Genomic DNA, 13,191 nt, shown 5'->3' with positions numbered 1-13,191 from the left:
AATTTTGTTCTTCAATACAAAAGCAGGTTTACAAGGGTCCTGGTGATGCCGCCCCCTACTCATACCTCACATAATCAATATCACAGTACCCATCACTCTCGTTGTTAAGGTCATTCAGGCAGTACAGCGCGAATTTTGCTCCGGTCCAGGTGCTTTTAGACGCCTGAAATACCTGGGACATGTCAAAGTAACGTATACCGTTCATGGAGTAGCCGAAACGGAAGGATCCGTCATCGGCAAACGTCATCCTAAGATATACCCTGGAAGAAGGGATCTGCTTGCTGTAAAGCACTTTTTCCTCAGCTGCCCCCTCATATACTTTTCCCGTCACCGTCCCCTCAAATACCTGAATACTGTATCCTTCATCCATGCGGATGCAGATGCCTCCGTATTGATGGCCGATGACGGCAATCCCCGCTTTATCGCCGGGCCGGGCATCGCCTAATTCCAGCAGTACCCGCACCTCAAATTCGGGCATGACAAGCATTTCGGTCAGCAGATTCGGCGCGTACCACAAAAGATTCGGACGTTTAGGATTTCTCTGCGAAAACAGGCGCAGACAGCTCTCCCTGGCTCCCATCCGGTACCACTCCTGTCTCGGATTCGCCTGCCACTGCCACCTAAGCCCAAGCGCGCTGCCCTCAAATTCGTCGGAAGGGTTGATAAAAGGCTCCTCACCATCCAAACAAAGCGGTTTCCTCCAGGTCTGTACAGGTTCTCCGATTCCGTCACCGTTTCGCTCCAGGCCGATAAATGGCCAGTCAGCCACCCAGCACATGGGCTGCAGATGTACAATCCGCCCATAGCAGTCTCTGTCCTGAAAATGAATAAACCAGCTGCTGCCGTCCTCCAGCTCCACATAGCCGCCCTGGTGGGGCCCGTTCATCGCAGTATCCCCCTGATGCATCACTATGCGCGCTTCATACGGGCCGTAAATATGTTCGGAACGCAGCACTGTCTGCCAACCCTGCTCCACCCCGCCGGCCGGCGCAAAAATATAATAGTATCCGTTTCGTTTGTAAAGCTTCGGGCCCTCAATCGTAGGGTTCTGCAGTTCGCCGTCATAAACCTGAACCCCTTCATCCAGAAGCGCCGACGCGTCTTCTGCCATGCGGCAGATATCCAGGCGGTGCTTAATGCCGCAGCGGCTGTTAGCAAACGCGTGAACCATATAGGCCTGTCCGTCCTCGTCCCAGAAAGGGCAGGGATCGATCCAGCCCTTTGCGGCCTTCACACAGTGCAGCGGAGACCACTCTCCATAAGGATCCCTGGCTTTTGTCATAAAGATCCCTTCATCCGGCAGCGGTACAAAGACATAAAACCAGCCGTCATGATACCGGATGGCCGGCGCCCAGGTACCGGAACCGTGCACAGGCCGATCGTATCCCTCAAAGGGGATGGATTTCACACAATAATTGATCAGTTCCCAGTTCACCAGATCTCTGGAATGAAGAAGAGGTACTCCGGGCAGATAGGTAAAGCTGGATGCGATCATATAGAATTCTCCGTTTACAGCGATCACATCCGGATCACTGTAATCCGTATGGAGAATCGGATTTCTGTATTCACCGTTTTTTAAATCAGCGGACCAGTACTTCATATTTTCCCTCATTTCATACATGGATGCATTCATTCAAATCTACAGTCGATAAATGCCTTATCCTGCGTTATGCGTCAGAATCACCGCTTCAATACACGCCTCAAGACCCCTGACCATATCTTCCTCCGCCATGCTGGGCCTTCCCGGATGCCCGGCCGCCTGGGACGGAAGATACGGAACATGAACAAAGCCTCCGCGTGTACCCTGATACTCATGATCCAGCAGGTGCAGGAGCCGGTACATCACATCATTGCACACATAGGTTCCCGCCGTGCAGGAAAGCTCTGCAGGTATCCCCAGTTTTAGGACCCGCGCTTCCATCTCCTTAACCGGAAGCGTGGCAAAATACGCCGCCGGCCCGTTTGGGATGATGGGCTCCCCGCCCGGGCAGTTCCCGGCGTTATCCGGGAAATCCGGTCGGCATTCCGCCAGATTCAGCGCCACACGTTCGATGGATATGGCGGTGCGCCCGCCGGCCTGCCCCACACATAAAACAGCATCCGGGGTTTCTTCTCTAACCGCATGGAAAACCATGGAGGCGCCTTCACCAAACACCACCGGTATCTCCAGTTTCCGTATACGGCACCCCAGGATCTCCTGCGGCAGACGCTTTACCGCTTCATAGGACGAATTCACTGTTTCTCTGCCAAAAGGCATAAATCCGGTTATCAAAATATTCATCGGCTTAAATCCGCCCTTCTTTCCTGATTTTTATATGTCTTGACGGGCAGACACGGCGATGGTAAGACTGCCGTACTCTTTCATCACACCGTCATCCGTCCAAAGACGCAGCTTATATTCACCGCATTGCTCCGCTTTGGGAATCCAGACAATTTCTCCGGATTCTTCCTCATAGCGGGCCCCTTCCGGCAGATCCTCCACCCCGGTTTTCAAATTCAGGCTGCAGCCTTTCACCGTAAAATCTTTTTTGGATACGGATTCATTGTAGATAAATCCGCTTGTTTCCTCTTCCGTAACATCCACCGCAGGATGCCTTACCACCACCGGTATACGGATTTCTGTGCAGGCAGCCGCATCCACCCTGGCCGGCATTGCAAAGAAAGGTCTGAATACGGTCAGCGGGAGCGGATAAGCTTCTGTGGCCACCCCGAAGTGATAGCCGTTTTCCGGCACAGGTACGGTCGGATACACATACTGTCCGTCATTGGGCGTGCCCGGCGCGGGAGCCTCTATCTCAACCCGCTTCACTTCCCATCCTTCCGGAAAGCTGGCTTCTACCGTTGTGGTGACATACGGCTCGTTTAATATGTATTCATGATTCGTCGGACGCCTGAAATGGCTGGTTACCGCAGCAGCCGGTTCCACCCCATCCTTCACATCCGCCCGGATATTCTTCAGCTTGACGCCGTACGCGTCATCCAGTACCACCGCGTGTCTTCCGTCCTCTGTCTTCCAGGTAAACTCCACATTCTCCATCAAAAGTCCGTCCACGTGGCGGGCATACATGCCGTAAGCGGGAAGGATTCCCCAATTGCTGGGTTCCGGATAGACATGGGGAAGTTCCGGCACATTATACGGATCGTCCTTCCAGCACTCCGCCTTAGGATCCCAGTCCACCCTTGGCAGCAGTCCCTCCTCTTTCAGGAAGAAGGTATTCACCAGCCAGGGCAGGGTCTGCACGGACGGTTTGGTCCCGTACTGGGTAAATCTCCAATTTGTATTGAGCTGGCGCTGTTCCACAGCTTGCTGCATAGTAATTCCTCCGCGGAATTCTACACTGATATTCTTCATAATGACATTTTCAATTCTGCTGTCCGCAAGCCCCATGAGCAGGATCGGGTAGCGGGGATCCGCATTGGTAATCTTCACATTGCTGATCTCAATATTATGTACTCTGGCCATATGGTCCGCTCCGCTGCCGTTGGCATAGCAGGGCAGCTGCCATTTTTCCAGTTCCTTATCGTAGTCGGTCACGTAAGCGCCGGCTTCTTCATCATATCTGCGCGCGTAATATCTGCCGTTTTCTTCTGTGACGTTTACCGGATTTATTGCCGCCGGTTCCGTCTGATCCACAATAGAAAAAGAAGAATGCCCGTCAATACACACGGATTTATTCTTCCGATAGGAAGGCGTATAGCGTTTTGCAGGCCAGCGCTCATATCCCGGCGCATCCGGTAGCACCCAATTGCGGTTATCCATGCGCACATTGGGTTCCTTGGCTACCAGCCACTCTTCCTGACTGATTCCCGTTACGGGAAACCTGCCGCGCTCCCCGGCACGGATATAAATCGGCGAGCTGCTCACATTATTCATGGTGCAGTCCGTAAACAGGATATCGCACAGATCCGAACCGTCCACAGCTTCCAGCGCAAATCCCCTGGAGCGGTTGAACGTTACGCGGCGTACCGTCACCCGTTCATAGCCGCAGGTGGACTCCGTTCCCAGCTTCACCCTTCCGGTAGGGCCGCAGCGGTCCGTAGCGATCAGCTTTTCTCTGGTATAGAGCCCGGCATAAACGCTGCCGGCATCATAGCCGCTGACCACACAGTCCTCAATCAGCACATTTTTAACCGGCTGATAAAAGCCTGCTCCGAAGCTGCCTTTCATAACAAGCGCATCATCCGTAAGGGAGTTAAATGTGGATCTGCGCACGGTTACATCCTGACAGCAGTCCACATCCAGACCGTCCCTGGTCGTGTCCACCAGCAGGTCTTCCACGAGGAAATTGGTCAGGGCCGTGGCCAATATGGCAAAATGCCCGCCGATTACCAGAGAGAACTCTTTCAGAACCACATTTTTACAGCGGACCAGAGCGATTGCCTTGTTGCCGAACCACTCTCCGCGATGTCCTGGCTCATTTCTCTTATCCGGTTCCATCGGGTCACCGCCCATCAGAACATACTCTCGGTATTCTTCTTCAAAACAGCTGCCGTCAATCACACCGGGGCCATAGATCATAATATCCGTCAGATCCATGCCGCAGATCAGGCTGTTGGAAAAATAGGTATGTCCGTGATCCTGAAGGCCCGCGTACAGATTCACCTCCGGTTCATCGTAATTTCCGCCCTCCCCTGTCTGTTTCTCATAGGAATGAAGGATATCCGTTTTCGCCGCCCGCAGCACGGATCCCTTCTCCAGATACAGGTTTACATGGCTTTTCAGGCGGATTGTATAAACTTTGTATTCCCCAGCCGGAATTACGACGGTTCCTCCCGCCCCTTCGGAAGCGGCCAGAACCGCCCGGTTCACCGCTTCCGTATTCGCTGCAGGATCTCCTCCGGATACGGCTCCGAATTCGGTAATCCTGTACATCTTCTCTTTTTTCAGCTGCTTTGCCGTGACAGAAGCACCTGTTGCAAATGGAACGCTCATTCTCATATCCCCATTTCTTCTATAATAATATTATAATCCTTTCATCAGGCTGTCCAGTTCCGCCTCGATCTCTTCATTTTTCTTTACTTTCGGACAATCGGTCAGCCTGCCTCTGACCATCACTGCATCCACACTGCGAAGCGCTCTAAGATCCTTATACGGATTTTCTTTCAGCACAATCAGATCGGCTGATTTCCCGGGCGCGATGCTGCCTGTAATCTCATCAATTCCCAGGATCTGCGCATTTTTCAGCGTAGCGGTATGCACCGCAAATTCGTTGGAAACGCCGGCATAGGTTTTAAAATACCAGAGCTCCCTCCACATATTATACTGTGTCGCAAAAGGGCAGCTGGCATCCGTGCCGAGCCCGACCGGTATATCATGGGCCAGAGCGGTCTTTACGCCTTCCACCATATTATCCAGTATTACCCTTGAGTTGTAGACACAGAGCTCATTGAGCTTTGTCTTGGACGGCGGAAGCGATGCCAGCGGCAACGCCGGCGACAGCGTGCAGATAAGCGCCGATTTACGCTCCTGAAACAGCTCCACCGCTTCCTGATCCAGCAGGCTTCCATGCTCTACCGTATCCACACCGCCTTTCAGCGCTACGATCACTCCCTCCGGGCTCTCGGTATGGCTGGCTACCTTGTATCCCAGACGGTGTGCCTCCTCACAGGCCGCTTTGGTCTGCTCCAGGCTCATCTTCAGCTCGCCGGGCTCTCCTTTTTTCTTCGCATCCATCACGCCGCCGGTCACACAGATCTTAATCAGATCCACACGGTGCTTTGCGTTTTGTGCCACCAGCTGCCGAATGCCGGCAGGGTCCGCGCTGGTGACAGCAAAGGTTCCGTCACCATGGCCGCCCGGCACGGTAACCGCCGGACCGCTGACAAGCAGGCGCGGTCCCAGAGCAGTACCTTTTTCAATCCGGTCGCGCAAACGCACATCGGAGTAAAACAGATCCCCCACTCCGCGCACCGTGGTCACACCGGAATACAGAGCCTGCTCCATATTCTCCTTCAGCATCTTATCCAGCACATGGCCGCCAAGCCTGGTAGAGGCAAAGGAGACCACCATCTTCTGCTGCCTGCCGCCTCCCAGAGTTTTGCTGGGCTTGCCCGTACCGAACAGATGGGCGTGAAGATTGATTAATCCCGGCATCAGATAGCGTCCCCTTGCATCCACCGTCTGATAGCTGTCCCTTACCGGGCTGTTCCCCTGTTCCAGGGCCACTATTTTGTCATCCTTAACATATACATGCATATCTTCAATAACGTCCCGGTCCTCTTCACCGGTGATCAGATTTACATGTGTAAATACATAGTTCATGCTATGAACCTCCCCCATTAATGCATCAGTTCAGACGGCGCGTCTAATTAACCGGAACAGCCGTCTGAACTGTTACCGTTTTATTCTTTCCCATTAAAGCAATATGTGCAAAGCTTGCAGGGTGAAATGCCGATGGATTCCACCAGGTCGTCCAGACGGTGAAAGCGCAGTGTGGTGAAATTCTGCTGTCTGCGGATTTCCTCCAATAGTTCTGCATAGCGTTTGCTGCAGGGATCCGCATACTCTTCCAGCACATCTTCTGCGTGATCGCCTTCCTTTTCCTGAATGATCCTTCTGGTGATCAGATCCAGTTCGGATTTGGAACGGGAGAAGTTCAGGAACTTACAGCCGTACAGAAGCGGAGGGCATGCCGGCCGCACGTGAACTTCCTTCGCACCGCTCTGATAGAGAAACTCCGTCGTCTCCCTAAGCTGTGTTCCGCGGACGATAGAATCATCGATCAGCAGCAGCTTTTTCTTTTCTATCAGCGCCCTGACCGGAATCAGTTTCATGCGTGCGATCAGATTTCTCTGCTCCTGATTGGCGGGCATGAAGGATCTGGGCCAGGTGGGCGTATATTTGATAAAGGGACGCGCATAAGGGATTCCTGATTCATTGGCATATCCGATCGCATGCGCGATGCCGGAATCCGGTACGCCGGCCACGATATCGGGCGATACGGTTCCCTCATCCCGTTTTGCCAGCATGCTGCCGCATTTATACCTCATCTCCTCCACGTTAACCCCCTCATAGGAGGAAGTCGGATAACCGTAATATACCCAGAGGAAGGAGCAGATTCTCATATCCTTTCCAGGCTCACCTACGGTTTCCACGCCGTCCGGCGTGATATATACGATTTCAGCCGGCCCCAGTTCTTTGTAGTCCGTGTAGCCTAAGTTGACATATGCAAAGTTTTCAAAAGACACGCAGTAGGCGTCTTCTTTTTTACCTACCACCAGCGGAGTTCTGCCATAACGGTCTCTCGCCGCATACAGCCCTTCCTCGGTCATGAGCAGAAGCGTCATGGAGCCGTCCACGATCTCCTGCACATAGCGGATGCCTTCCACGATCGTGCTTTTTTTGCAGATCAGCGACGCCACCAGCTCTGTGGCATTGATCTGCCCTCCGCTCATTTCCTGAAAATGAGTGTGTCCGTTCTCATAAACATATTTAAGAAGTTCCTCCGCATTGTTGATCTTGCCCACTGTGGTGATCGCAAAGCTTCCTAAATGGGACTGTATTAAAAGGGGCTGCGGCTCGTAGTCCGAAATACAGCCGATACCAAGATTTCCTGTCAGTTCCTCCACATCGCGTTCAAATTTTGTACGAAACGGGGAATTTTCAATGTTGTGAATCGCACGGTGGAATCCGTCCTTCCCATGTGTTGCCATGCCCCCTCTGCGTGTTCCCAGATGGGAATGGTAGTCAACTCCATAAAATAATTCCAGTGTACAGTTTGTTTTTGAGGCAACGCCAAAAAAACCGCCCATGTGCATATTCTCCTTTTTTCGTTAATTTTGCGGCACAGCCATGCTCTGCCATGTTCTCCTCTGATTGCAGTGACTGCCTAAGCGGGCATTCCTGCTTAATAGAGTTTAACACATGTCCGGGGGTAACGTAAAGATTTAATTTTTCTTCAGGCTAAAGAGCAGTGAACACCGGATGGTTTCCGGAATTCACTGCTCTTTGGCTGTAACAACTATGATTCATCCTGCTATAGCAAACTGCTATATGCCTTATCTCGTATAACTTCCTTCTACTTTGACATCTGTTCCGGATGTATTCTCCACAAATACTCTGTAGGTTCCGGTTACATTTATCTCAAATATATGGTAGGCATTTCCGCTTACATTGATATAGCGTACTGAATTATCTGACTCCACAAGTCCTACTTTTACAGTTTTGTATCCGTCACAGTATCTCAAATAATTCCTGCATCAATTCCAGTGCTCTTACATCAGCTGCCCTGCTTTCGTCAATCAACCTGCCGATATCCCCGCGCACCTCACGCCTCGCAAGCGCCTGCAGCGGTTTTTCTCCGCGCTCCCAGCCGCCCAGAGCTTTATACATCTTCTGAGCACAGTCGGCCGATGCGGCAAACTGCTCCGCGATCTGTCGAAGCAGTGACTGCTCCGGATTTTTATCGGCCAGCTTTTTAAAATATTTATGGGCATTTCCCCGTCCGTCCGAAAGACAGTCCACCGCATCCCCCTGGCACATCAGCCGCTCCGCCATCCGGGAGTGAACCATATCCTTGCTGAACTGGCTGTCGTCCAATATCGCCTTTTTCCATGCGTCATAGGCGTTTATGCCCTTCGCGAATTTGCCGGCCTGCCTGCCGCTAAGCGCTTCCATCGCTGTTTCTATGATGTTTTTCAGAGGTTTTCGTTCACCCGTACTTTCACCTATGGCCATCACCGCCACGGTATCCCGGTTTTCCCACCACGAGGAGGTGATGAAGTATCCGGATTCATCAACCGTTACGCTTGACGTGTATTCAGGGCTGTCCTGGAAGCAGTTCCATCCCAGCAACGTATTTCCGCCGTCACGGTAGCCTGTTATTACGCATGCTTCCGGCGGGCCGATTATGCCGAGAGCGATGACAGGAACCCCTTTGTTGATATTTTCTTTAATAAAAGAAATAAAATCAGCCTTCATCCTGCGGTCATCTTCCGGTGTTTTTACTGTCCCGGCCCTTTCAAGCAGCTTAAACTCACATCCCAGGGTTTCAATGCCTTTTCTATATACCGCCATCGGCTCATCGAAGGCCCACAGCACGTCCACATTGCCGCCATTCCACGCCGTTGTATCCCACACGAGCCGAAATGCAGCGCCGCACTGGACGATGGCATCCTCATAGTCCAAAGTCATGCCCATATAGTTTGCCACGGCTTTCAGACAGACAGGAAAGGGGGTACAGCCGCCGAAAGCTCCGTAATGGACTTTCGGAACACCGTATAAGACAGCGCTTTCTTTATTCACATGTTTTTGCTCTTGATCGTTATTCATACAAACCTCTCTTTTGAGAATTTTCTGACACACTTCACCGTTTTCCGATTTTACCGAAACCCCATATACCCCGGCGCAAAGCTTAATATGCCCAACCGTTTTCTTCCGTTTCCGGAACTCATTGGGATTAAGACCGGTAACACGCCGAAACGCCCTTGTAAAGGAATCCGGATTTGAAAAACCGTACTTAGCCGCTATGCTTAAAATGCTCTGCCCGCTATGGGCGATCTCAAACGCAGCGTTGGCAATCTTACGGTTTAAAACATAGCGGGATAAGGACTGTCCAGTAAGCTTTGCAAATACTGCCCGCAGATATGACAGTGAAAATCCGGTTGCCTTTTCAAGCTCTGCATATTCAAAACCGGTTTGAAGTCTGTTTTCGACAAACACGATCACAGTCCATATCGTAATGTAATAATCCACAACCGCACCCCTGTTTTTTATTCTTCATGAAGTGTTACCAGTATATCATACCGCGCAGAGGTTTTCTCGACTTTTTTGATTATCTTATAAGCTTAAAAAGGCTTTAATAGGATAGTGTTTTATGATAAAATATAACTTCAGAATATATTGAAGATCAACGAAAAATCCGGAAAACCTTATTACATAAGGCCTTCCGGATTTTTATGCTCTTTTAACTGTCGAAAACGGAGTAGAATATAATGCAATCCTATAATTGTCAGCCTTTTTTTATAAAAGTTTACTCATATCATTGTAACAGTGTTCTATTCTGACACTGCTTATATCTCCGCAGTCACGGTAGCCTGTTATCACACACGCTTTCGGCGGACCGATTATGCCGGGAGCGATGGCCGGACTCCCTTTGTTGATGTTTCGAGCCGCACCCGGATCTCCCGAACCTGTCCGGCCCGCACCGCTTCTGCCTGTTTTCCCTCAATCCTCGCGCCGGATATCTCTTCTGTCCGGCCGTCCGGATACAGCAGCCGGCTTACATGTACCCGGTAATGCCCCGGCACATAGGCCTTTCCCCCCTGCACCTCATACACCACTCTGACCGTATCCAGAAATACAGCCGATACCTCCTGTGTTTCCCGGGTCAGATAATCCGGCAGCAAAGGTCTAAAAGTCAGCATAAGATGACCGTTCTCCGACGTGAAGGGCTTTTCCCCGAACAGCATTACCTTGCGCATATGCAAGAATTCTGCGGTCGATCCGCTAAGACGGGCTACAAACCCTCTGCCGTGTATCCGGGCGTTGGGATTGCTGCTGCTCGCAATAAAGGAACTGTTCTCCAGGACACTCCTTCCATAGGTTTCCGGATCGAGAAACGGCACCGCCGCGCGGTAAAAGGCTTCCGAAAATTCCTCATACAGACCGGACCGTAAAAGCTCCAGCAGATATTTATATTCCATATGCAGCCAGACAGACTCATTTTCCAGCCATCCAGGAGTAAAAGCGGCGGCCCGGCCCAGCTCATAGGTGGCTTCCTGAAGAGGACCGTTTACTTTATACATAGAAAGTCTGCGGTCATACAGACAGCTCTCCTTTACCGCCCTTGCGATCCCCGCCTTCTCCTTAAGGCTGTAGGGCAGTTTTAGGAGATGAACCGGCCCTTCCAGAAACAGAGGGATCTCCTTCTGTGTGACAGCTAGGGGCAGAATTCCCGCCTCATCTTCCTCATAGCCGGTCACTTCATAATAAAAATAGGTAGGGATTACCGGCCTCCCGGCGCGTGCTTTTTCAATTCCGATCCGAACAGCCCGGCGGCAGGTATCGATGAGCCGCGCCGCCTCTGCTGTCCTCATCGGGCATCCCACTCCGGCAGGACCGGCATAAACGGACCGGCGATATCTTTCCTTCGCATCATTTATCCGGTTCCAGAAGGACATCTGCGCTCCCTCCCGCGAGAGACTGGCCATTTCCTCCTCCGTAATGCGGGCCAGCTCTGACAGCAGGTGATTCAGTTCTTCCGGCAGCACGACCGTCCGGTCATATACATGAAGACAGCGCAGCACATAATCCATGAGGCGCTCCAGCTCGACGGTCTCCGCCATGGAGGAACCCAGCAGGCCCGGCAGACCGTTTAGCGCGTCGTACCAGCCCGGCTTGCCGCCCTCCATCTCAATGCCCATCCCATAGAAATCCAGGGCGGCATATTTTAATCCGCACAGCAGAATCATTTTTTCTATCAGGGCGGAGCAAAGCAGCCGGCCGTCGGACATCCCCATTTCTTCCTGCCGCCGGACAGTCCTTTTTGTCAGAGTTCCATACTGCCGGATGCCGCCTGCTGTCTTTACATAGCGCTTCCTTCTTTCCTGTATACAGGCCTTTGCCGCATACCAGGTATAGGAAGTCTCAAACAGCAGCGCTTCTTCCTGCTCCGGATAGATGCTAAGATAGTCTTCCACCAGATCCAGATTATAGGTCCAATGATCGCTCCAGTATCCCTCATTGAAGCTGGCGGGGTGATGTTCCCATGACTCCTTCATAACGGCAGAGAACAATTCATCCTGCCTCTTTTCGGAAATCCCCAGCTTTTCCATACGCCCGTACAGCTGTCCGGGAGTAAAATCCGTCATAAGAAATGGCAGCAACGGACTCTCTCCGCTTTTAAGCTGCTTTTCAAGCGCGCCGCACCGCTCTTTCTCCAGCCGCCAGGATACCGGCTCCAGCTGCAGCGGATTATAGCCGTCCAGCTGGAGTAATTCGTAAAATATACGGATGTTGGCAGTTCCTACAAAAGGGGAAAGGCTCACATCGCAGCGGCGGTTCTGGTTCACATCCCGGAAATTTCCGTTTCCCTGTGAATAGAACTCTGGCCGCATGGAGAAATAGTTATAATCCCGTTCCAGATCCCCATGCTTGCGGGAGTACGCATAGAATACCCTGTCACCGTCTATAGGCATCGGATACCCGCCCCGCAGGGCATTATCCATATAGGTATAACGGCAGTAAGCGTCAAATACCGGATTTCCCGTGTGTGTCTCCACCCGGTCTGTCATCCGCCAGACGAGCACGTCCGCCTCTTTCTTTTTTTCTGTGAAGTACTGCGGGCCGAACTTCTTTCCCGCAAAGCGCCCCAGGACTTCCCGGCTTTCCGCCCGTCCGATCATCTGGCAGATCATCACACTTTTACCGGGCAAAAGCCGGGCCTTCGTTCCATAAAAGCTGCATGGAACCTGATTCTCACAGTTCTGCACGGCAGACATCAGGCCCTCCAGGCCTTTTTTCAGAAAACCGACAGGCTGTTCCAGCGAAGTATCATAATCAAAAACCAGCTCCGTATCGACAACAGGTAACAGACGCTTTCCTTCCCCGTCCACTGCCAGAGAGAAATTGCCGGCTTCCACCCTGCCCACATCAGCCGTATCCTCCATGCTGGCCCGTACCCGGTAATATGGCAGGTTTTCCAGAATCTCGGCCTTCATCCACGCCTTACCGGTCTGGAGCATGTTTTTCATCGTCCACTGGTTAACCCCATAGGGCACTACAGCCGGCATTCCGTCCAGCAGTTCCAGTTCCTGCTCCTGCGTCCCGGTATTCGTCACGGTCAGTCTTCTCACCAGAGCGCCGATTGGCTCACCCGGGAGGATATAATACTCCGCCTGCGTATCAAGCCCCCACTCTGTGTTGTGCTCCGAAACTGTCAGCCCATTCATCGAAACCGTCATTCTCTGGCCCGCGCATTCACTTTGAAAAGGTTCCAGAAATGCGCCGCCGCTGCGGATAAACGTACGGAAACCCGTACGCTTCACATTCTGCCAGGCCTGATGGGCAGGACTAAACTCCATGATGCTGTGATCTTTATCCTCCGTGCCAAAACTGGCGATACCCTGCCCCCGGTTCACATATAAACACCAGACAGGAATCCCCTTTAAGCCGGCGATACCCGGAAGGAAACTGGCAAAAACCGGTTTCCTTGCGTAATCCTCTATTACAGTCTTCATTTCTTCCATCTC

7 protein-coding genes are annotated in these 13,191 nt (G+C 52.0%); all 7 read right to left on the bottom strand.

The features are described 5' to 3' along the window. Nucleotides 1-55: 55 nt before the first annotated feature. The gene (locus tag DWZ56_RS04280) at nucleotides 56-1,600 is read right to left on the bottom strand and encodes a glycoside hydrolase family 43 protein (protein ID WP_199679543.1); all 1,545 of its coding nucleotides are present in this window, start codon (nucleotides 1,598-1,600) and stop codon (nucleotides 56-58) included. A gap of 57 nt (nucleotides 1,601-1,657) precedes the next feature. Continuing rightward, the gene (gene pcp / locus DWZ56_RS04275; RefSeq protein ID WP_118555142.1) at nucleotides 1,658-2,281 is read right to left on the bottom strand and encodes a pyroglutamyl-peptidase I; all 624 of its coding nucleotides are present in this window, start codon (nucleotides 2,279-2,281) and stop codon (nucleotides 1,658-1,660) included. Nucleotides 2,282-2,311: 30 nt separating this feature from the next. Further along, on the bottom strand, nucleotides 2,312-4,933 hold the full coding sequence (locus DWZ56_RS04270; protein ID WP_118555141.1) for a glycoside hydrolase family 28 protein: 2,622 nt from the start codon (nucleotides 4,931-4,933) through the stop codon (nucleotides 2,312-2,314). Nucleotides 4,934-4,963: 30 nt separating this feature from the next. Then, on the bottom strand, nucleotides 4,964-6,262 hold the full coding sequence (locus DWZ56_RS04265; RefSeq protein WP_158584441.1) for an amidohydrolase family protein: 1,299 nt from the start codon (nucleotides 6,260-6,262) through the stop codon (nucleotides 4,964-4,966). 80 nt (nucleotides 6,263-6,342) lie between these two features. Then, nucleotides 6,343-7,752, bottom strand: coding sequence for an amidophosphoribosyltransferase (locus DWZ56_RS04260; RefSeq protein ID WP_118555139.1), 1,410 nt, complete (start codon nucleotides 7,750-7,752; stop codon nucleotides 6,343-6,345). Nucleotides 7,753-8,173: 421 nt separating this feature from the next. After that, nucleotides 8,174-9,694 carry a helix-turn-helix transcriptional regulator gene (locus DWZ56_RS04250; RefSeq protein ID WP_243095058.1) on the bottom strand — a complete coding sequence of 507 codons (1,521 nt, stop codon included), beginning with the start codon at nucleotides 9,692-9,694 and terminating at the stop codon, nucleotides 8,174-8,176. A 371-nt stretch (nucleotides 9,695-10,065) separates the two neighbouring features. After that, nucleotides 10,066-13,188 carry a hypothetical protein gene (locus DWZ56_RS04240; protein ID WP_118555137.1) on the bottom strand — a complete coding sequence of 1,041 codons (3,123 nt, stop codon included), beginning with the start codon at nucleotides 13,186-13,188 and terminating at the stop codon, nucleotides 10,066-10,068. Nucleotides 13,189-13,191 lie beyond the last annotated feature (3 nt).

Origin of the sequence: Lachnotalea sp. AF33-28 (assembly GCF_003477885.1) — a bacterium.
GTDB lineage: Bacteria > Bacillota > Clostridia > Lachnospirales > Lachnospiraceae > AF33-28.
This window is presented reverse-complemented; position numbering and strand designations above follow the sequence as displayed.

Bases quoted from the DNA above. Each gene is read 5' to 3' on its own strand.
- DWZ56_RS04260 (WP_118555139.1), bottom strand. From the start codon at position 7,752: ATGGGCGGTTTTTTTGGCGTTGCCTCAAAAACAAACTGTACACTGGAA.
- DWZ56_RS04240 (WP_118555137.1), bottom strand. From the start codon at position 13,188: ATGGAAGAAATGAAGACTGTAATAGAGGATTACGCAAGGAAACCGGTT.
- DWZ56_RS04265 (WP_158584441.1), bottom strand. From the start codon at position 6,262: ATGAACTATGTATTTACACATGTAAATCTGATCACCGGTGAAGAGGAC.
- DWZ56_RS04270 (WP_118555141.1), bottom strand. From the start codon at position 4,933: ATGAGCGTTCCATTTGCAACAGGTGCTTCTGTCACGGCAAAGCAGCTG.
- pcp (WP_118555142.1), bottom strand. From the start codon at position 2,281: ATGAATATTTTGATAACCGGATTTATGCCTTTTGGCAGAGAAACAGTG.
- DWZ56_RS04280 (WP_199679543.1), bottom strand. From the start codon at position 1,600: ATGAAGTACTGGTCCGCTGATTTAAAAAACGGTGAATACAGAAATCCG.